At 73.7% G+C, this 19,994-nt stretch carries 15 protein-coding genes and 1 pseudogene; 9 read left to right on the plus strand and 7 right to left on the minus strand.

All coding sequences use genetic code 11. The annotated features are described in order from the left end of the window. Nucleotides 1-110: 110 nt before the first annotated feature. The 3 genes from BS72_RS07380 to hmgA all read right to left on the minus strand — a co-directional run bounded on the left by BS72_RS07380 (nt 111) and on the right by hmgA (nt 3,711). Nucleotides 111-1,361, minus strand: a complete 1,251-nt coding sequence (locus BS72_RS07380) for a type ISP restriction/modification enzyme (RefSeq protein WP_037908101.1) — start codon at nt 1,359-1,361, stop codon at nt 111-113. 287 nt (nt 1,362-1,648) lie between these two features. Then, nucleotides 1,649-2,395, minus strand: a complete 747-nt coding sequence (locus tag BS72_RS07385) for a GntR family transcriptional regulator (protein ID WP_051950791.1) — start codon at nt 2,393-2,395, stop codon at nt 1,649-1,651. Then, complete coding sequence (gene hmgA / locus BS72_RS07390; protein ID WP_037908109.1) at nt 2,392-3,711, minus strand: homogentisate 1,2-dioxygenase; 1,320 nt, start codon at nt 3,709-3,711, stop codon at nt 2,392-2,394. The genes BS72_RS07385 and hmgA overlap by 4 nt, the downstream gene beginning before the upstream one ends. A gap of 424 nt (nt 3,712-4,135) precedes the next feature. Here hmgA and BS72_RS07395 point away from each other — a divergent pair, with 424 nt between their 5' ends. The 3 genes from BS72_RS07395 to BS72_RS07405 all read left to right on the plus strand — a co-directional run bounded on the left by BS72_RS07395 (nt 4,136) and on the right by BS72_RS07405 (nt 7,804). Next, nucleotides 4,136-4,747, plus strand: coding sequence for a TetR family transcriptional regulator (locus BS72_RS07395; RefSeq protein WP_051950792.1), 612 nt, complete (start codon nt 4,136-4,138; stop codon nt 4,745-4,747). 302 nt (nt 4,748-5,049) lie between these two features. Continuing rightward, nucleotides 5,050-6,492 (plus strand): aldehyde dehydrogenase family protein, encoded by a 1,443-nt coding sequence (locus BS72_RS07400; protein ID WP_051950793.1) that lies wholly within the window; start codon nt 5,050-5,052, stop codon nt 6,490-6,492. Nucleotides 6,493-6,721: 229 nt separating this feature from the next. Further along, the gene (locus BS72_RS07405; protein ID WP_037909420.1) at nt 6,722-7,804 is read left to right on the plus strand and encodes a zinc-binding dehydrogenase; all 1,083 of its coding nucleotides are present in this window, start codon (nt 6,722-6,724) and stop codon (nt 7,802-7,804) included. Nucleotides 7,805-8,199: 395 nt separating this feature from the next. Here BS72_RS07405 and BS72_RS07410 read toward each other — a convergent pair whose 3' ends face one another. Beyond that, nucleotides 8,200-8,724 carry a DUF402 domain-containing protein gene (locus BS72_RS07410; protein ID WP_037908115.1) on the minus strand — a complete coding sequence of 175 codons (525 nt, stop codon included), beginning with the start codon at nt 8,722-8,724 and terminating at the stop codon, nt 8,200-8,202. Nucleotides 8,725-8,770: 46 nt separating this feature from the next. Continuing rightward, the gene (locus BS72_RS07415; RefSeq protein WP_037908118.1) at nt 8,771-9,397 is read right to left on the minus strand and encodes a TetR/AcrR family transcriptional regulator; all 627 of its coding nucleotides are present in this window, start codon (nt 9,395-9,397) and stop codon (nt 8,771-8,773) included. Nucleotides 9,398-9,462: 65 nt separating this feature from the next. Between BS72_RS07415 and BS72_RS07420 the strand changes: the two genes are divergently transcribed. After that, nucleotides 9,463-10,611 carry an acyl-CoA dehydrogenase family protein gene (locus tag BS72_RS07420; protein ID WP_037908120.1) on the plus strand — a complete coding sequence of 383 codons (1,149 nt, stop codon included), beginning with the start codon at nt 9,463-9,465 and terminating at the stop codon, nt 10,609-10,611. Nucleotides 10,612-10,771: 160 nt separating this feature from the next. After that, the gene (locus BS72_RS07425; RefSeq protein WP_037908121.1) at nt 10,772-11,404 is read left to right on the plus strand and encodes a TetR/AcrR family transcriptional regulator; all 633 of its coding nucleotides are present in this window, start codon (nt 10,772-10,774) and stop codon (nt 11,402-11,404) included. Nucleotides 11,405-11,541: 137 nt separating this feature from the next. Here the strand turns inward: BS72_RS07425 and BS72_RS07430 are convergent, their stop codons facing one another. Together BS72_RS07430 and BS72_RS07435 are read right to left on the minus strand one after the other, a co-directional pair. Continuing rightward, the gene (locus BS72_RS07430) at nt 11,542-12,003 is read right to left on the minus strand and encodes a MaoC family dehydratase (protein ID WP_037908122.1); all 462 of its coding nucleotides are present in this window, start codon (nt 12,001-12,003) and stop codon (nt 11,542-11,544) included. 434 nt (nt 12,004-12,437) lie between these two features. Beyond that, nucleotides 12,438-13,664 (minus strand): LLM class flavin-dependent oxidoreductase, encoded by a 1,227-nt coding sequence (locus BS72_RS07435; protein ID WP_232792264.1) that lies wholly within the window; start codon nt 13,662-13,664, stop codon nt 12,438-12,440. Between the two features lie 85 nt (nt 13,665-13,749). Between BS72_RS07435 and BS72_RS07440 the strand changes: the two genes are divergently transcribed. From BS72_RS07440 to BS72_RS07455, 4 genes and pseudogenes are all read left to right on the plus strand, one after another. Then, nucleotides 13,750-14,610: a helix-turn-helix domain-containing protein gene (locus BS72_RS07440; RefSeq protein WP_037909423.1), complete on the plus strand. Its 861-nt coding sequence runs from the start codon at nt 13,750-13,752 to the stop codon at nt 14,608-14,610. 558 nt (nt 14,611-15,168) lie between these two features. Further along, entirely contained in the window at nt 15,169-15,930 is a 762-nt protein-coding gene (locus tag BS72_RS07445; RefSeq protein WP_037908129.1) for an SAM-dependent methyltransferase, read from the plus strand. A gap of 222 nt (nt 15,931-16,152) precedes the next feature. After that, nucleotides 16,153-18,882, plus strand: a complete 2,730-nt coding sequence (locus BS72_RS07450) for a penicillin acylase family protein (protein WP_322942139.1) — start codon at nt 16,153-16,155, stop codon at nt 18,880-18,882. A gap of 243 nt (nt 18,883-19,125) precedes the next feature. Beyond that, nucleotides 19,126-19,878 (plus strand): annotated as a pseudogene (locus BS72_RS07455) (SDR family oxidoreductase); the annotation flags it as partial. Nucleotides 19,879-19,994 lie beyond the last annotated feature (116 nt).

Below are 19,994 nucleotides of genomic sequence, written 5' to 3' on the forward strand. Positions count from 1 at the left end.
CTCTTCCGGCGGTGCCGGTCACCACGGTGGCGACGGTCGTCCTCCCCAGCGACCGTCGCGTTCCGTTGTGCCCTGTCGCGTTCCGTCGCGCCCCGTTCGCTCCGTGGTGCTCACAGCAGGGCGAACTGACCGTCGGGGCCCTCCTCCCGGTGCTCCAGCACCAAGGCCGGCCGACGCCTGCCCACCGGTACCGGAAGCACTCCGGCCCTCCGCAGGGCCGCGGCCCCGACGGCTCCCGCACCGTCCGCCGCGGCCAGCCGACCGGCGAAGTCCCGCACCTCCCCGCGGAGCTCCGCCAGCAGGGTCAGCACACCGATGAGCTCCAGCAGCTCGGAGGTGGTGGCACGGGTCCACGCCGGCGGCCTCCGGGCCTCCAGGGAACCAGGAGCACCGACGGCGGTGCGCCGGGCGTACCACGCCTCAAGAACGCGTACACCGCCCGCGGTCAGCTCCCAGGCGGCCTCGGGAACGGGGGAGAGCAGGCCCGAGCCGATCCGCAGGACCCGTTCCCGGGCGTCGTAGCCCAGACCGTCCGCCTCGGGCGCCTCCGGCAGGGCGGCGCGGACGTAGGGGCGGCTGCCGCCCGGTGGACGGATCGGGCCGGACGGCCGCTCGGCCAGCGGGTCGACGCAGCGCGTGCCACGGGTGTGCAGCCACAGCGACCTGCGGCCCAGTTCGACCCCCTCCCGCCACAACTCCGCGGAGCGGGGGAGAGGGACGGCGCAGCCGCGGCTGTCCGGCCGTGCGGCCGCCGCCACCCAGGCCAGCAGGGCGTCAGGGGTGACGTCGGCGCCCACCCGGTCGGCGAGCCAGTCGGTCAGGCCCGGTGCCAGGTTCGGGTCGCGGCCGGCGGGGCGGCGGTACAGCGGCCGGATCAGGGTGGCCCTGCCCGCCGGGGAGCGTCCGTCGGGGAGCAGGGACGAGAAGGCGAGCGGTGCCTCGGCGGCGCCGGGCAGCGGGGGCTGTTCGATCGCGAAGACCTGCCGGCCGTCGGCGACACGCCACAGCTCCGGCCGGGCGGCGTCGATGAGGCGGTGGTCGGGTATCAGCCACTGCTGGTCGTACGGCCCGTGCTGGATGCGCACCGGCTCCGGGCAGGGGCCGTCCTCCACGGCGAGGGCCCTGGTCGGGGTGCGGTGGCCGGGCAGTTGGGTGACCGGCGTGTGCAGCCCGCGGGCGCGCGTGGGGTGCAGGAGCGAAGCCCGCGCCCCGGGGTCGGTCTCAGCGGTGAACAGCGCCCACCGGGCGCGCAGGCAGGCGGGTTCGGGCGCCATCGGCCAGCCTCGGCCGACCCGCATCGGGCGGACCGACCACGGCATCAGGTCCTGGAGCAGGGGCGCGTCGTCGCTCACTGGAAGCATGCTAGTGCCGTGGCGGGCGAGGGCTGCCCGGTATCGGACTGTTCAGGGCTTCCCGGCGGCTGCGTCCGGGGCCCGGAACGCGGGGCGGCCGGGAGCTCTCGTCGTGGACCTGCGGGGACTCCTGGCTGACGCGGCGCGAAGGTCCTGGACGCAGCTCGGCGGTATGCGCGCCAGCGGCGGTAGCGGGGTTGACGCTGGGGGGGGAGACGCCGTGAACGAGGCCGGGCAGAGCGGTGGGAGCGGCGCACGGGAACCGGGTCCGGCCGGCACCGGGTGTACCGGCGGGGTCAGGGCGCTTCCATGGTCACGGTGAACGAGAACCGGTCGCCGCGGTAGTGGATGCGGACCACGTCCACCGCCCGTCCGGCGTCGTCGTAGGTGACGCCCGTGTAGTGCAGTATCGGGCTGAGCAGCGGCACGCCCAGGAGCCGGGCCGTGTCGGGGGTGGAGAGCCGCGCCTCCACGGTGTCGGTGATGCGGCTGATCCGCACGCCCAGGACGTCTCGGAGCACCTTCGTCATGGGCCACCGTTCCAGATCGGCGGGGTCGACCCGGTCCGCGAGATCGGGGTGGACGAAGTTCTCCGCCCAGTTCGTCGGTTCACCGCAGGGATCGTGGCGCAGCCGCCGGAAGCAGACGGCCTCGCTCAGGCCGGGGAAGTGCTCGGCCACCTCCGGCGGCAGCGGCGCCGGGCCGTGCCCGAGCACCGTGGTGCGCTCGCCGGACTGCTGGGCGACGATGGCGTCCACCGAGCCGAGCAGCCGCACCGGGGCCGGGCGCCGGGCCGTCGGCTCGATGAACGTGCCGCGCCGGCGGTGGCGGGCGATCAGCCCCTCCTCCTCCAGCTCCTTGAGCGCCTGGCGCAGTGTCAGCACACTGACGCCGTAGTGGACGGCGAGCGCCTCCTCGGTGGGCAGCCGCAGCGGAGCGTCGGGTCGGCGGCCCAGTATCGAGGCGCGCAGGGACTGCGAGACCTGGTACCAGAGCGGGAGCTTCCGGTTGAGCACCAGGGAGTCGGGGGTGAAGGCGGTCACGGCCGGAAGTCTCTCCCGAGCCCCTCCCAGACCGCGTCGTACCCCTCCTGGCGGTGCGGGGCCTCCAGGGCGTAGGCGGTGGGCACCACGGGCCAGCGGGTCTCGAACATGAACGCCAGTCCGTCGTCGACCTTCTGAGGGCGCAGGTCGGCACCGCTGGCCCGCTCGAACGTGGCCCGGTCCGGCCCGTGCGCCGACATCATGTTGTGCAGCGAGGCGCCACCGGGAACGAAGCCCTCCGCCTTCGCGTCGTAGGCCCCCTCCAGCAGGCCCATGAACTCCGACATCACGTTGCGGTGGAAGTACGGAGGCCGGAAGGTGTCCTCGCCGACCAGCCAGCGCGGCGCGAACACGACGAAGTCGACGCCGGCCAGCCCAGGGGTGTCGGAGGGCGAGGTGAGGACGGTGAAGACCGACGGGTCGGGGTGGTCGAAGCTGATCGACCCGATCACGTTGAAGCGACGCAGGTCATAGACGTAGGGGACGTGGTTGCCGTGCCAGGCGACCACGTCGAGCGGGGAATGGTCGTACACGGCGGCCCAGAGGTTGCCACCGAACTTGTTGACCACCTCGGTGGGTTCCTGGTGGTCCTCGAAGGCGGCGACGGGTGCGAGGAAGTCCCTCGCGTTCGCCAGCCCGTTGGCGCCGATCGGCCCGAGGTCCGGCAACTGGAAGGGCTGGCCGTAGTTCTCACACACGTAGCCCCGGACGGGCCCCTGCGGCAGCTCCACACGGAAACGCACCCCCCGTGGCACCAGCGCCACCTCACCCGGGCCGGCTTCCAGCACTCCGAGTTCGGTCCGCAACAGGAGGGCCCCTTCCTGGGGCACGATCAGGAGCTCCCCGTCCGAGGAGGAGAAGACCCGGCCGGCCATGGAGCGGTTGGCCGCGTACCAGTGGATGCCGATGCCCTCACGGCGCAGGACATCGCCGTTGCCGCCCGCGGTGACCAGGCCCTGGACGAAGTCGGTCGGCTCCAGGGGCGAGGGGAGCGGCCCCCAGCGCAGCCGGTTGGGGTCGGGCTCCACCTCGCGGAACGGCCCGCTGCGCAGTGCCCTGTTCCCGATCCGGGTGAAGGGCGGGTGGGCGGCCGACGGACGGATGCGGTAGAGCCACGTCCTCCGGTTGCGGGCCCGCGGCTCGGTGAACGCCGTGCCGCTGAGCTGCTCGCTGTACAGGCCGAAGGGGGCCCGCTGGGGGGAGTTGCGCCCGATGGGCAGGGCGCCCGGCACGGCCTCCGAGCTGTGCTGGTTGCCGAACCCCGGTTGGTAGGCGATGCCCTTCCCGTCCTCCCGGCCGCTGCTGCTGACGTCCATGTCCGCTCCCCGCGTCGTCGCCGTGGTGATTCCTATGGTTCAGCACAGGATTCACCACGGCAACCCCCGGTGGGCCGCTGTGGACGGCGGGTTCGTTCGGGTCCCACGCTCCCGCCCTCTGGAGCGGCGGCCCTGACGGGGTGCCGCGTGGGGAAAGAGGACCGGCCTCGGCCCGCTACGGCACTAGGGTGGTCGGCGAGCCGCGTCCGGGAGCCGAGGCAGGCGCCGGCGGCGGGAGGCGGACGGCGGTGGCCGCGCCGCGGACCGGGGCCGCCGCTTCGGGCCGGGAGGCGCCCATCCGGTTCCGGACCGCTGCCGGCCGCGCGGGGGGACCGGGTCGCCGGACCGCACCGGAGCCTGCGGCGGCGGCCATCGACGGGCTGGACGCGTCGGCTTTCCGGAGCCGGCGTACGGGGGTGAGCGGATGGCGGGTCCGGCTGACGGCGGAGCGGACGCGGTCCTGCGGTGTGTCCCCGTGCAGCGGCGCAGCGCCGAGCGTCTGGCCCGCATCCTCGACGCCTGCGCGCGGGAGTTGGACGAGGGCGGCTACGAGAAGCTGAGCACGCGGGGCGTGGCCGCCCGGGCCGGCGTGCCGATCGGCTCGGTCTACCGCTTCTTCGCCGACAAGCGCGCGATGACCGACGCGCTGGCCCGCCGCAACCTCGACGACTTCCTCGACAGAGCGGTGGCGCGCCTCGCCGAGCCGGCTTCGGGGGAGGACTGGCGGGGCGCCGTCGATGTCCTCGTCGAGGAGTACACCGCGATGAAGCGCACCGCTCCCGGCTTCGCACTCGTGGACTTCGGCGTCCCCGGTGAGTCCAACCACGATCTTGCCGACCGGCTGCCGCTGCTGCTCGGCGACCGCCTCCCCGCCGATCCCGTCGACGCACGGGTGCGGCTGGCCTTCGTCGTCGCGGTGGAAGCCGCCGACGCGGTGCTGCAACTCGCTTTCCGTACCACTCCAACGGGTGATTCGCGCGTGATTGGCGAAGTAAAAGAGCTGGTCAGAGCCTATCTGGCCACCGTGCTCGAATAATGAACGCGTTTTCGAGGCGTCGGTGTCGGTGGTGCCGGGTAACGTCGTTTCGGACACCGGATCACGGGCGGGAATCCCGCCCCTTGCCCCGCGCGAGCGGGTATCTGATGACGAGTGGAGCCCCTCCGCGCCCGCATTGCCGCGGTGGTGGAGTGATGGCTCCGATTGCGCCGGGCGTCGCATCCCCGTATCGCGACGCCGCCGTGCCTGAGCGGTGTCGTCATGGGGGAGTACTGGCCAGAAAAAACTATCGACGCTAGTTTGGCTCTGAATCCAGAGCGACGATCCTGGAAGGCGAGACCGTGGACGGCAGGACGGAAACGGCGGGCGGCTCGGCCCGCTTCCACGAGGGGCGCGACGGCCTCTACATCAACGGCGCATGGCGGACGGCGGCGGCCGCGGAGCGGATCGAGGTCGTCGATCCGGCGACTGAACAGGTCATCGCGCGGGTGCCGGCCGGTGACGCGCGGGATGTGGACGCCGCGGTCCAGGCGGCTCGGGCGGCGCTGCCCGGATGGGCGGCCACCGCGCCGGCGAGGCGCGCTTCCGTGCTCGAAGCGGCGGCGGAGCTGATGGCCGGACAGCGCGAGGAGATCGCCGCCACGGTCACCGCGGAGCTGGGGGCGCCGCCCGCGTTCGCCGCCGCCGTCCACGCCGACCTGCCGACGGCCGTGCTCGGCTCCTATGCCGAGCTGGCGCGCGGGCACGCCTTCGAGGAGCGGATCGGATCTTCGACGGTGCTCCACGAGCCGGTCGGGGTGGTGGGCGCGATCACGCCGTGGAACTACCCCCTCCACCAGGTGGTCGCCAAAGTGGCTCCGGCGCTCGCGGCCGGCTGCTCCGTGGTGCTCAAACCCGCCGAGGACACGCCTCTGGTCGCACAGCTCTTCGCCCGGATCCTGGACGAGGCGGGAGTGCCGGCGGGGGTGTTCAACCTGGTCACCGGAGTCGGACCGGTGGCGGGCCGGGCGCTCGCGGAGCACCCCGGGGTCGACATGGTCTCCTTCACCGGGTCCACCGCGGTCGGGCGGCAGATCGGCGCGGCGGCCGGCGGTGCGGTGAAGCGCGTGGCCCTGGAGCTCGGCGGCAAGTCGGCCAACGTGATCCTGCCGGGCGCCGACCTGGCGCGCGCGGTGAACGTGGGAGCGGCCAACGTCTTCGCCAACTCCGGCCAGACCTGCAGCGCCTGGACGCGGATGCTGGTCGATGCCGCCCGCTACGAGCAGGCGGTCGAGCTGGCCGCGGCGGCGGCGGAGAAGTACGTGCCCGGGGAGCGGCTGGGCCCTCTCGTCAGCGCCGAGCAGCGTGAGCGGGTTCGCGGCTACATACGCAAGGGCGTCGAGGAGGGCGCGCGGGTCGTCGCGGGCGGTCCGGAGGCGCCGGAGGGGCTGGCGTCCGGCTATTACGTGCGCCCGACGGTCTTCGCGGACGTGCGGCCCGAAATGACGATCGCCCAGGAGGAGATCTTCGGCCCGGTGCTGGCCCTCATCCCGTATCAGGACGAGGAGGACGCACTGCGCATCGCCAACGGCACCGTCTACGGACTGGCCGGAGCGGTGTGGGGTGCCGACCAGGAACAGGCCGTCGCCTTCGCCCGGCGCATGGACACCGGCCAGGTGGACATCAACGGCGGGCGCTTCAACCCGTTGGCGCCCTTCGGCGGGTACAAGCAGTCGGGGGTCGGCCGGGAGCTCGGACCGCACGGCCTGGCCGAGTACCTGCAGACGAAGTCACTCCAGTTCTGACGTCATGCCGGCGGCAGTGGTCCGCGGGCCGGCCGCCCCCGCGGGGGTACGTGCCGGAGCGCGGCAGAGACGCGCCGAGCCCCGGGAACGGGCTCGCGGAGAGGCCGACAGACAGTGCCCGAAGGGCACCGCGGGAGCCGTCGACCGGCGCTGGTCGGAGTCGGGGCTCCACGTCACCACGACACAGGGACACAGCCGCCGGAAGGCGAAACGACGAGAGGAGATGACCGTGGTTCGCGCAGCTGTCCTGCCCGCTGTCGGCGCGCCGTTGACCGTCGCCGACATCGAACTCCCCGACACCGGCCCGGGGCAGGTGCGGGTACGACTGGCGGCGGCGGGGGTGTGCCACTCCGACCTGTCCTTGTCCAACGGGACACTCCGCCAGCCGGTGCCGGCCGTGCTGGGCCACGAGGGGGCGGGCACCGTCGTGGACGTGGGTGAGGGGGTGGCCCACGTCGTCCCAGGAGACGCGGTGGTGCTCAACTGGGCTCCCTCGTGCGGCCGCTGTCACTTCTGCGGGCTCGGCGAGCCGTGGCTGTGCGCCCGTGCGGGCACTGCGGCGGCAGAACCCTACGCGACTCTGACGGCCGACGGGAGCGCCCTCTACCCGGGGCTGGGGACGGCGGTGTTCGCGGAGGAGACGGTCGTGGCCGCCAACGCCGTCCTGCCGCTGCCCGAGGGGGTGCCGCTGGCGGACGCCGCCCTGCTCGGGTGCGCGGTGCTCACCGGCTACGGTGCGGTGCACCATTCGGCCCGGGTGCGTGAGGGTGAGTCGGTCGCGGTCTACGGGGTGGGTGGCGTGGGACTCGCGGTGCTCCAGTCCGCAGGGATCGCCGGCGCGGGCCAGGTGATCGCCGTGGACGTGGCGCCGGGGAAGGAGGAGCTGGCGGTGGCGGCGGGCGCTACGGACTTCCTTGTCGCGGGTGAGGACACGGCAAAGCAGGTCCGCCGACTCACCGGCGGGTACGGGGTGGATGTCGCCGTCGAATGCGTGGGCCGGGCGGCCACGATCAGAACCGCCTGGTCGTCGACCCGGCGGGGCGGACGGACCACCGTGGTCGGCATCGGCGGGCAGGACGAGAAGGTGTCCTTCTCGGCACTGGAGCTCTTCTACTTCGGCCGCACCCTGTCCGGGTGCGTGTACGGCAACTGCGATCCGTCCCAGGACCTTCCGCTGCTCGCCGAGCACGTGCGTGAGGGCCGGATCGACCTCTCCGCGCTGGTGACCGACCGGATCGGTCTCGAAGGCATACCTGGCGCCTTCGAGGCGATGACGCAAGGGCGGGGCGGGCGGGCGCTGGTCGAGTTCTGAGGCCTGACCGGCGGGGCGCGTCCTCGCCCCGGGGCCCAAGGCCGGCAGGAGGGTCCGGGCGGAAGGCCGTCCGACGGGGGCACGCGTTCCGGGCCGGACGGCACCACCGTGGCTCCCGTCGGACCGCCCCGGCGCGGCCTCACCCGGGTCGGGCACCGCAACGGCTCCGACCGAGGAGGGCGCTCACCACGACGGGGACATGGTCGTGCCAGGGTGCAGGCATCGGCGGCCCTTCGGCAGGGCGGCAAGAACGCCACGGGGCGCCAAACCCGGTGGCGGTCCGGAGGGAGTGCCGAGCCTCCCGCTGGATGGGGGTGCGGGAGCGGAGGAGTCCGCCGAGGGGAACCCGCCAAGGGGAGCCCGTCGCTTCCCGGAGCGACCACAGGCGGTGCTGCCTACCCGACCATGGCCAGCCAGCCCAGATGCCTGCCGTCGAAGGGACCGGTGCGTTCGGCGACAGCGTGCATCAGCCATCGCGCGGACTCCTCGGCGGAGCGGATGACGTCGGCGGGATAGCCGTAGTGGGCCTGGTGCTCGGCGAACTCGTCCTCGTCGACGAGGAGCGGCGTGGCGGAGCCGCGTTTGCGCAGGACATCGAGGTCGAGGTCGACCATGGTCACCTCGGCGGAGGAGGGCCAGAGAGGAGGTGTGGTGATGTCGCAGTAGATCTCCGTGGAGCGCGGCGGGGCGTTGAAGGACGCCGTCCACCAGGCGTCACGTGGGAAGAGCACCACGTGGGCTTCGGCTATCGGCACCTCGTGGTCGTGGCCCTTGCGCATGACGCTGGAGGCGGGAAGGCCGAGCCAGACACCGTGTTCGTCCTCGCCGAGGCGGCGCATGCGCAGGTTCCAGTGCAGGGAACCGTCGTACTTGCGGTAGTTGACCTGGACGAACGGGCTGGAGGGTTCGTGTTCCGACATGGTGGCATCCTGTCACCAGAACACCCCGCCGCGTCACCTTGTCGGCTCACTTGAACTGGAGGGCGAGACCGTCCACCAGGGCCCGCAGGCCGGTCTCGAAGGCGCTCGCGTCGACGTGTTCGCGATGCTCGGCCAGCAGGTGGGCCTGGCCGAGGTGGGGATAGTCGGCCGGGTCGTACGCGTCGGGGTCGCCGACGAAGCCGCCCGCGAAGGAGCCGAGGGCGGAGCCGGTGACGAAGTACCGCATCAGGGCGCCGATCCGGGTGGCCTGGGCCGGCGGCCAGCCGGCCTCGACCATGGCGCCGAAGACGGCGTCGGCCATCCGCAGGCCGGCCGGCCGCAGTCCTGGGCCGACGGCGAGGTAGGGCACGAAGTTGGGGTGTCCGGTCAGGGCGGCGCGGTAGGAGCGGCCCCAGGCCAGCAGCGCCGAACGCCAGTCGTGCGTGCCGTCCTGGAACATCGACACGTCGACCTGGGCGACGACGGAGTCGGCCGCGGCGTCGAGGATCGCCTCCTTGGTGGCGAAGTGGTTGTAGAGGGAGGGGCCGCTCACGCCGAGTCGTGCGGCGAGTCGCCGGGTGGAGAGTGCGCCCAGTCCCTCCTCGTCGATCAGGGCGAGGGCCGTGGCCACGATGCGCTCGCGGCTGAGGAGGGGGTTGCGGGGACGGGCCATGCGGCACATAGTAGGGGCCGCCGAGAGAAAACTAGCAACGGTAGTTTGAGAGACGGGTACGTCCGGTGGACCTGGAGCTGAGTGAGGAGCAGGCCGCGGCCCGAGCGCTGGCCAGGGAGTTCGTCGACCGTGAGGTCGCCCCGCACGCCGCGGACTGGGACCGTGCGGAGTCCGTTGACCGGGGCATCGTGAAGCGGCTGGGTGCGCTCGGCTTCCTCGGCCTGACCGTGGAGGAGGAGTACGGCGGCTCCGGTGGCGACCACATGGCGTACTGCCTCGTCACGGAGGAGCTGGGCCGAGGGGACTCGTCGGTGCGCGGCATCGTCTCCGTCTCGCTCGGCCTGGTCGCCACGTCGATCGCCCGCTGGGGAACGCAGGGGCAGAAACGGCGGTGGCTGCCCTCGCTGACGTCAGGCGAGGCGGTCGGCTGCTTCGGCCTCACAGAGCCCGGCACCGGCTCCGACGCGGCCAACCTGACCACCCGGGCGGTGCGCGAGGGTGACGAGTACGTGATCAGCGGCAGCAAGATGTTCATCACCAACGGCACCTGGGCCGATGTCGTGCTGCTCTTCGCCCGCACCGGAGAGGCGGGCCACCGGGGCGTCAGCGCCTTCCTGGTGCCGACCGCGACCGCCGGACTGGAGCGCCGGGAGGTGCACGGCAAGCTCGGGCTGCGCGGCCAGGCCACCGCCGAGCTGGCCTTCGAAAGGGTGCGGGTGCCGGCCCGGGCCATGCTCGGCCCCGAGGGTAAGGGCTTCTCCGTCGCCATGTCCGCGCTGGCCAAGGGGCGGATGTCGGTGGCGGCGGGGTGCGTAGGGATCGCGCAGGCATGCCTGGACGCCGCGACCGGCTACGCAAAGGAGCGCGAGCAGTTCGGTGCCCCGATCGCCGGCCGCCAGCTCGTCCAGGAGATGCTCGCGGACATCGCCGTCGACGTGGACGCCGCGCGTCTGCTCACCTGGCGGGTCGCGGACCTGATCGACCGGGGGCTGCCCTTCGCCACCGAGTCGTCGGTCGCCAAGCTCTACGCCAGCGAGGCGGCGGTGCGCTGTGCCAACAACGCGCTCCAGGTGTTCGGCGGTTACGGCTATATCGACGAATACCCGGTGGGCAAGCTGCTGCGGGACGCGCGGGTGATGACCCTGTACGAGGGCACCAGTCAGATCCAGAAGCTCCTCATAGGCAGGGCGCTCACCGGGATCCCGGCCTTCTGACGTGCGGACGGCGGGTCTGCCCGGTGGCGGCGAAGCGTCCCGTCCCCGGAGCCTGCCGGACGGCGCCCCTCGCGCCGGGGCGTCCCAGCGGCGCTAAGCGCTTGCTCAGTCGGGAGGGTAGGGTGTGACCCTGACAATGAGCGGGTGTGAGGAGCAGGAGATGGGCGCGGAGGCGGCAACCGGCGAGGCGTGGGGCGACATCACCCCCGACGCTGCCAGGCGACTGGTGGTCGCGGCGGTGGAGGCCTTCGCCGAGCGCGGCTACCACGCCACCACCACCCGGGACATCGCAGGCCGGGCCGGCATGAGCCCCGCCGCGCTCTACATCCACTACAAGACCAAGGAAGAGCTGCTCTACCAGATCAGCAAGGTCGGGCACCTGCGCTCACTGGCCATGCTCGCCGGGTCCCGGGACGCCCCGGGTACCGCCGGGGAGCGGTTGGCGGAGGCCGTGCGCGCCTTCGTCCGCTGGCATGCCGAGCACCACACGACCGGGCGCGTCGTCCAGTACGAACTGGGTGCCCTCGCGCCCGACCACTACCGGGAGATCGTCGCCCTGCGGCGGCAGACCGAGGAGGCGATCCGGTCGATCATCGAGGACGGCGTGGCGGCCGGGGAGTTCGACGTGCCCGATCTCTCCGGCACGACCCTGGCGGTGCTGTCGCTCTGCATCGACGTGGCGCGCTGGTTCAACCCGAAGGGCCACCGCACGCCCGACGAGGTCGGAACGCTCTACGCGGGCCTCGTTCTGAGGATGGTGCGGGGGGCGGAGGCGGGCGGCGAGGCCGCGTAGGCCGCATCGACGGGCGGGCGGCCGGGCGGCCGAGCGGACAAGCGAACAGGTGGTCGGACGGGCGAGCGCGCTCGCCGGGCCCGGGATGGGGCAGCTCCCCACGAGGCCCGGCGGGCGCACGGCATGCGGGCCGGCCGCTACAGGTAGAGGCGCGTCACCATCTCCGCGACGCAGACCGGCTTGTCCCCGCCCTCGCGTTCCACGGTGACCCGCGCCACCAGGTGGATGCCGCCACCGGTCTCCGCGACCTCGGCGATCACCGCCGTCGCGCGCAGTCGCGAGCCGACCGGGACCGGCGCGGGGAAGCGCACCTTGTTCACCCCGTAGTTGACGCCCATCCGCACTCCTTCGACTCGGAAGATCTGCGGGGTGAAGAGCGGGAGCAGTGACAGCGTGAGGAAGCCGTGCCCGATGGTGGTGCCGAACGGGCCGCCGGCCGCGCGTTCGGGGTCGACGTGAATCCACTGGTGGTCACCGGTGGCATCGGCGAACTGGTCGATCCGCTTCTGGTCGATCTCGATCCAGTCCGTCCAGCCGAGCTGCTCGTCGACGGCGGCACGGAGCTCGTCGGGCGAGGCGAAGACGCGGGGCTGGGACATGACGGGAGCCTCCTGCTGGTGAGGGAGTCGGGCCGGGACGTACCGGGCGGGGCCCCGGTCGTTGGCTTGGAGCTTGGCGAGGCTGGGCTGGACCCTCGCGGGGTCGGGCCCAGAATCCGGTTGAGCCCTGGCCGCGCCCTCCCCAGCTTCCGCCGAGCCCGGCCGGACGCGGCACGCCGGACCGAACGGGCTACCCGGCCCCGGACGCCGGGCAGCCCGACCCGTGCGGGTCGCCGTCTCCCGAAGAAGCAGGCGGGCGCCGTACCCGGGCGCGGCGCCGGGCGGGCTGAAGCCGGTTTCCAAGCGCTTGCTCAGCACGCCTCAGCATGGTTCCGCCGCCCCGGGTGTGTCAACGGCATGCCGTCCCGCGCGCCACGACCTGGGCGCGGCGTCCGGTTCCGCGTCGCGCGGGCCGACCACGTGGCGGTGGCCTCTCAGGCCGCCGCCTCCACCCCGGCACGGGCCTCCAGCAGCGGCCGGAGCTCGGCCAGGGCCTCCACCTGTGCGCGCTGCTCCACGACGTCGGGGGCCGCGCACCGGATGACGAGGTCCCGTGCGCCGGCCCGTACGTAGGCGGCCAGGTGCTCGGCCACGACGTCGGCCGGGCCGGCCACGACGGCCTGGATCTGCTCCAGCGAGCTGATCGGCATGCCGTAGGCGCGGTGGGCGTAGTCGTCCAGAAGCGCCCGGCCGCCGTCGGTCGCGTCGCTGACCAGGACGTTCACGAAGAGAGCGGGGGAGAAGGGCTGTTCGGACCGCCCGGCGCCATCCGCCGCCGCCCGGATCGCGGTGAGCCCGGTCGCGTAGTCGGCGGGGTCCGGCGGGTAGGGCAGCCAGCCGTCGTAGAGCCGTCCGGCCCGGTCCAGCGCCTTCGGCGTGGCGCCGCCCAGCCAGATCGGCGGCCCCTCCGGCCGGGTCGGGCGCAGCGGCGCGGGCACGTCCTCGAACCGCAGCACCTCGCCCTCGAAGGTGACCGGCCCCTGAGCGCTCCACAGCCGGCGCCACAGGTCGACCGTCTCGTCGAGCCGGGTGAAACGGCGCGGCCAGGGCGTGCCGGCCATCTCGTAGACCGGCCGGCCGAAACGGCCGGGGAAGCCCGCGCCGACCCCGAGGACGAGTCGCCCGTCGCTGAGCCGGTCCACCGAGGCGATGGTGTGGGCGGCCTGGACCGGGGTGCGCAGCGCCGGGAGCAGAGCCCCGGTGCCGAGGACCACGCGTTCGGTGACCATGGCCAGTGCGGTGAGCGCGGTCATGGCCTCGATCCGCGGGGTCAGCAGCGAGTCGGTGACCCAGAGCGAGTCGAAGCCGAGGCGTTCGGCCCGGACCCCGAACTCCACCACGCCGTGCGGGTCGAGGCCGTGCTCCCATGGCGCCTCGACGGTCGGGACGAAGACGCCGAGCCGCAGCCTTCCCGGGGTCCCCCCGCTGTGCCCGCCGTCCGTGGTCCCGCTGCCGCCGGTACCGCTGCCTGGGTGGATGCCGACGGTGGCGCCGGTACCGCCGCTGAACTCGGTGCCGGTGCCGGTGCCGGTGCCGTTGCGGGGGTGGGAGCGGGAGCGGGGATGGGCGCCGGGTGCGGGGTGCGGAGTGGTCGCCGGGCCGGTGGTGGCGGGTGCCGGGGGCACGGTCGTGTCCGTGCCCCCGCTGGTCGTGTCGGTCATGGTGCCGAGCCTGTGCGGCGGTCCGCACACCCGCAATTCCCGCCAGGGAATCGCCGAACGGCCGCGCGCGGGATACAACTACGGCGTGGACTTCGCCCATGCGCTCCGGGCGGCCCGCGGCCGGCGCCGGTTCAGCCAGTTGGAACTCGCCTCGCGGGCCGGCACCACCCAGCGGCACATCAGCTTCATCGAGAACGGACGCTCGACCCCCGGCCGGGCCCTGGTCGCCCGGCTCGCCGACTCCCTCACGCTCCCCCCGCGCGAGCGCAACGCGCTGCTGCTGGCGGCCGGGTACGCCCCCGTGCACTCCCAGCGCGACCTGGCCGACCCGGAGCTGGCGCCCGCCTGGGAGGCGCTCGAACACATCCTGGCCGGGCATCTGCCCTATCCCGCCGTGGTGGTGGACCGTTTCGGCACGCTGATCGCCGCCAACGACGCCCTGCCGGTCCTGACGGACGGCTGCTCCCCGGCGCTGCTGCGGCCGCCCGCCAACATCCTGCGGATCGCGCTGCACCCCGAGGGCATGGCGCCGCGTGTCCGCAACTTCCCGCAGTGGGCACGGCACGTCACCGCCGGCGTCGCCGAGGAGCAGCGCCGCGACCCGGACGAGCGGTTGGCCGCGCTCCACGAGGAACTGGCCGGCTACGTCGCCGAACAGCCGTCGCCGAGCGGCGACGACACCCTCCTCGGGTTCGCGGTGCCCATGGAGCTGGCCACCGTCGACGGACGGGTGCTGCGCCTCATGACCACGGTGGCCGTCTTCGCCACGGCCGCGGACGTGACCATCGCCGAGCTCAAGCTGGAGGCGTTCCTCCCGGCCGACCGCGCCACGGCGGAGGCACTCCGCGCGTTCGCCGCGCGACGGCGGCCGCCCGCCGGTACGGACACCGCGGCCGGGAGCGGGCACCCGCCGTCCGGACCGGCCGGCCACGCGGGACCACGGTGATCCGCAGCGGGCGCCGGTAGGGCGACCACCGCCGGGGCGCCCGCCTCTCCCCGCGCGACGGGAGTTCCTGGGCCCGCGCGTATCCCGGCGTGAACCGGGCCGGGCAGGACGGGGCAGGCGACGCCCACCCCGTCGTCGGCCGGCCAGCGGGTGCCGCAACCCCCCCGTCGGCCAGGCCCCGGAGCGGTACCGGCCCGCGCCGTACGGCCGGCGGGCGGCCCGTGGCATGCTCGAACGCGCACTGCCCGTCCGACGCGGGCGACCGCGCCGGACGGACCGGTGCGGCCGCCCACGACGGCGCCCGTGCGCCCCCGTGCACTCCCGCGGGCCCGTACGCGGCCCCGCACCCGACGCGCACACGGCACGCAAAGCCGTACGAACACGCGAGTGGTACGAACGCGCGAGCGGTACGAGCGCGCGAGTCGCAGGGGGCACGCGAGCCGTACGGGTGGGCAGGCCGCGCGACAGCCGCGAGCGAACGAGCGAGCCTCGTGGCCGAGCGTGGAACGACCCTGGAACGACCGACCAGACCAACGAAACAGGAGCACCGGAAGCCCCATGAGCCTGCGCCACCACGAGATCGCCGAGGCCGGCCACCGCATCCTCAACCCGATCACCGACGACAAGCTGATGCTGCTCGGCCGGATCTGCCGGTTCCGGGAGGGGCAGCGGCAGCTCGACCTCGCCTGCGGGAAGGGCGAGATGCTCGCCCGGTGGGCGCAGCGGTACGGCATCGGCGGGGTGGGGGTGGACGTCAGCGAGGTGTTCCTGACGGCGGCCCGTGAGCGCGCGACGGAGCTGGACGCCGCGGACCGGCTGGAGTTCGTCCGCGGGGACGCCGGCCGCTACGAGGCCGAGCCGAACGCCTTCGACGTGGTCTCCTGCGTCGGGGCCACCTGGATCGGCGGCGGGCTGGCGGGCACCGTCGAGCTGATGCGGCGGGCGCTGAAGCCCGGCGGGCTGATGCTGGTCGGCGAACCGTACTGGATCGGCGAGCCGTCGCCGGAGGCGTACGAGGCGATCGGCCTCGAACCCGAGGACCACGCCACCCTGCCCGGCACGCTGGACCGGTTCGAGGCGATGGGCGTCGAGCTGGTCGAGATGGTGCTGGCCGACGGGGACAGCTGGGACCGGTACGCGGCGGAGCAGTGGTTCGCCATCGACGAGTGGCTGCGCTCGGTGCCGTCCGACCACCCGGACGCGGCCGACATGCGGGAGTTCCTCGCCCACGACCGGCGCACGCATCTGGAGCACCGCCGCTCCCACCTGGGTTGGGGTGTGTTCGTTCTGCGCGAGCCCCGAGGCGGCCAGAAAAGCTGACGTATGTTCATCTTCCGAGGGCGGCGTACCGGCGGTAACCTCCGCGCACCGGCTTCCGGAAGGAGCAGAAATGCCGCTACGGACCCCACGACCGATCGGCACCCGCGCCGCCGCGCGGACCAGAGCCCGGACCCGCGCGGACGACGCAGCCCAGCCCGCCCCGGGGCCGGGCTCCGGCCCCGGCCCGCACGGCGCACCACTCGGGCGACGCGGGTGACCCGGGTGACCCGCCCCCTGCGCACCGCCGCGGCCACCGCCCTCCTCGCCCTGGGCGTCACGCTGCTGGCCCCCGGCGCGCTGCCCGCGCACGCCGCCACCGCCAGCAACGACTACTGCGGCGGGCAGTGCTCGGACATCCTGCCGCCCGGCGAGAACGGCAACGCCAGCTTCGCCGACATCCTCGCCAACAAGGCGCTCGGCACCCGCCCCGCCCACACCATGGACCAGCTCGGCCCCTACTCCTCGCTGGCCACCGGATACCAGGGGCTCACCGACACGACGATCGACTCGTTCTTCAACGACTCCTCCTTCGGCGTCCCCGCCAACCAGGTCGCCTCCGTCATCCAGCCCCGCTCCGACGTCACCATCACCCGGGACAAGGCCACCGGCGTGCCGCACATCCAGGGCACCACCCGCTCCGGCACGGAGTTCGGCGCCGGGTACGCCGCCGGCCAGGACCGGCTGTGGCTGATGGACCTCTTCCGGCACGTCGGCCGCGGCGAACTCTCCTCCTTCGCCGGCGGCGCGGCCGCCAACCGCGGCCTGGAGCAGGAGTTCTGGCAGCAGGCCCCCTACACCGAGGACGACCTCCAGGCCCAGGTGGACTGGCTGAGCACCCACACCGGCGACCGCGGCAAGCAGGCGCTCGCCGACGCCCAGTCGTACATCGACGGCATCAACGCCTACATCACCGCCGCCAAGAACGGCCGCTACTTCCCCGGCGAGTACGACCTGACCGGGCACATCAACCCGATCACCAACGCCGGGGACATCGAGCCGTTCAAGCTCACCGACATGATCGCGCTCGCCTCGGTGGTCGGCGCCCTCTTCGGCACCGGCGGCGGGGGAGAGGTGCAGGCGGCCCTGTCGCTCCAGGCGGCGCAGGCGCGGTACGGCGTGGCGCAGGGCACCAAGGTGTGGGAGTCCTTCCGGGAGCGGGACGACCCGGAGGCGGTCGCCACCGTCCACGACGGAACCTCCTTCCCGTACGCGGGCAAGCCGGCCGACCCGCAGGGCGAGGCGCTGCCCGACGCGGGCTCGGTGACGGCCGAACCGCTGGTGTACGACGCGACCGGCGGAGCCACCCAGAGCACCACGAAGAGCCCCGGCGTGCTGCCGTCCAACCTCTTCGACACCCCGCGCAAGGGCATGTCCAACGCCCTGGTGGTGAGCGGCGCGCACACCGCCAGCGGCCACCCGGTGGCCGTCTTCGGGCCGCAGACCGGCTACTTCGCCCCGCAGCTGCTGATGCTGGAGGAGCTCCAGGGCCCGGGCATCAGCGCCCGCGGCGCCGCCTTCGCGGGCCTGGGCATGTACGTGGAGCTCGGCCGCGGCCAGGACTACGCGTGGAGCGCCACCTCCGCCTCGCAGGACGTCACCGACACCTACGCGGTACGGCTGTGCCAGGACGACCACCACTACGTCCTGAACGGACAGTGCGTGGCGATGGAGGAACTGGAGCGCACCAACTCCTGGACGCCGACGCTCGCCGACTCCACCGCGGCCGGCTCCTACACGATGCGGGTGTACCGCACCGCGTACGGCCCGGTCGAGTACCGCGCCACCATCGGCGGCCAACCCGTCGCCTACACCCAGCTACGCAGCTCCTACATGCACGAGGCCGACTCGATCATCGGCTTCCAGGAGCTCAACGATCCGGGCTTCGTGCAGGACGCCGCCTCGTTCCAGAAGGCCGCACAGGACATCAACTACACCTTCAACTGGTTCTACGCCGACTCCCGGCAGACCGCCTACTACAACAGCGGGACCAACCCGGTGCGCGCCGCCGGCGTCGACCCGTCCCTCCCGGTCTGGGGCACCGGCGCCTACGACTGGCAGGGCTGGGACCCCGCGTACAACACCGCCGACTACACCCCGCCCGCCCAGCACCCCCAGTCGGTGGACCAGGACTACTACGTCAGCTGGAACAACAAGCAGGCCCCCGGCTACACCTCCGCCACCTTCGGCAACGGCTCGGTGCACCGGGCGAACCTGCTCGACGCCCGGGTCAAGGCGCTGGTCCAGGCCGGCGGGGTGACCCGCTCGAAGCTGGCCAAGGCGATGGAGGACGCGGCGCTGACCGACCTGCGGGGGGAGGACGTGCTGCCGGACGCGCTCCAGGTGATCGGCAGCGCGCCGGTGACCGACCCCCAGGAGGCGGCGGCCGTTCAGCAGCTGACGACCTGGCTGGCCCACGGCGCCAAGCGCACCGAGACGTCGGCGGGTTCGCACACGTACGCCGACGCGGACGCCGTGCGGACCATGGACGCCTGGTGGCCGCTGCTCGTCCAGGGTGAGTTCCGGTCCGGGCTCGGCGACGGCCTGTACAGCGCGCTCGGCACCGACCTGACCGTCGACGAGTCGCCCTCGGCCGGGCACGGCCCGACCGGCTCGCACGCCGGCAGCTCCTTCCAGTACGGCTGGTGGTCCTACGCCGACAAGGACCTGCGCGCGGTCCTCGGCAAGCCGGTGCAGGGCCCGCTGGCCCAGACGTACTGCGGCGGCGGACAGCTCTCCGCCTGCCGCGACATGCTGCTGTCCACCCTGAAGCAGGCGGCGGCCACCCCGGCGGCCACGGTCTACCCGGGCGACGACGGCGGCTGCTCCGCGGGCGACCAGTGGTGCGCCGACAGCATCGTCCAGCGCCCGCTGGGCGGCATCACCGACGACCGGATCAGCTGGCAGAACCGTCCGACGTACCAGCAGGTCGTGGAGTTCCCCTCGCACCGGTAACCAGCCGCCGGCCACCGGTGGCCCACCGGTGGCGCGCCTGCCGTCCGCAGGCGGTGGGCCGCCGGCCGTCGGCCGCCCCGTGCGGGTCCGGGGCGGTCGGCGGGCCGCTGTCCGTGCCCGGGGGACGGCCGGGGGCGCGGCCGGGCGCGGCCGGGTATGGCCCTTCCGCTGAGGTGACCGACCGCTTAGTATGCGAAGCGCCTGCCATCGAGTCGGTCGAGTCGAAGGAGACGCGTCGTGGTCGTGGAAGCGCTGCGCGGTGCCCGGGTGGTCGTCACGGGAGCCGGAGGCGGTATCGGTGCCGCCCTGGCCCGCCGGTTCGCCGCCGAGGGTGCCCGGGTGGCGGTCAACGACCTGGACGCCGGCGCCGCCCGCGCGGTGGCCGCCGAGATCGGCGGCGCGGCCGTCCCCGGTGACGCCTCCGACGTGGTGCCGGCCGCCCGCGCCGCGCTGGGCGGCGGCGTCGACGTCTTCTGCGCCAACGCCGGTGTCGGTACCGGCGGCGGCCCCGAGGCGGACGAGGACGCGTGGGCCCTGGCCTGGGACGTCAACGTGATGAGCCACGTGCGGGCGGCCCGCGCGCTGCTGCCGGAGTGGCTGGAGCGCGGGTCGGGCCGCTTCGTCTCCACCGTCTCGGCCGCCGGGCTGCTCACCATGATCGGCGCCGCGCCCTACTCGGTGACCAAGCACGGCGCGCTCGCGTTCGCCGAGTGGCTGTCGCTGACCTACCGCCACCGGGGCGTGGCGGTGCACGCCGTCTGCCCCCAGGGCGTGCGCACCCGGATGCTGGACTCCACCGGCCCGGCCGGCGACCTGGTGCTCGCGCCGACCGCGATCGAGCCCGAGGACGTCGCGGCCGCCGTGCTCGACGGCATCGCGGCCGGACGCTTCCTGATCCTGCCCCACCCCGAGGTGGCCGGCTACCACGCGGCCCGCGCAGCCGAACCCGAACGGTGGCTCCGCGGCATGAACAAGCTCCAGCGCGCCTACGAGGACGTCCTGGCAGCAGGGAACGCCGCCCGGACCGCGGCGGGTACCGGGGACGCCGGACCCGCGGCCGTGCCGGAGGACCCAGGACCGTCGCGTCCCGCCCCGGACGCGGCCGTATCCCT

It is taken from the genome of Actinacidiphila yeochonensis CN732 (assembly GCF_000745345.1).
Lineage (GTDB): Bacteria > Actinomycetota > Actinomycetes > Streptomycetales > Streptomycetaceae > Actinacidiphila > Actinacidiphila yeochonensis.

Coding starts and splice junctions, on each gene's coding strand:
- BS72_RS07380 (WP_037908101.1), bottom strand. CDS start 1,361: ATGCTTCCAGTGAGCGACGACGCGCCCCTGCTCCAGGACCTGATGCCG.
- hmgA (WP_037908109.1), bottom strand. CDS start 3,711: ATGGACGTCAGCAGCAGCGGCCGGGAGGACGGGAAGGGCATCGCCTAC.
- BS72_RS07395 (WP_051950792.1), top strand. CDS start 4,136: ATGGCGGGTCCGGCTGACGGCGGAGCGGACGCGGTCCTGCGGTGTGTC.
- BS72_RS07410 (WP_037908115.1), bottom strand. CDS start 8,724: ATGTCGGAACACGAACCCTCCAGCCCGTTCGTCCAGGTCAACTACCGC.
- BS72_RS07415 (WP_037908118.1), bottom strand. CDS start 9,397: ATGGCCCGTCCCCGCAACCCCCTCCTCAGCCGCGAGCGCATCGTGGCC.
- BS72_RS07425 (WP_037908121.1), top strand. CDS start 10,772: ATGGGCGCGGAGGCGGCAACCGGCGAGGCGTGGGGCGACATCACCCCC.
- BS72_RS07430 (WP_037908122.1), bottom strand. CDS start 12,003: ATGTCCCAGCCCCGCGTCTTCGCCTCGCCCGACGAGCTCCGTGCCGCC.
- BS72_RS07435 (WP_232792264.1), bottom strand. CDS start 13,664: ATGACCGACACGACCAGCGGGGGCACGGACACGACCGTGCCCCCGGCA.
- BS72_RS07445 (WP_037908129.1), top strand. CDS start 15,169: ATGAGCCTGCGCCACCACGAGATCGCCGAGGCCGGCCACCGCATCCTC.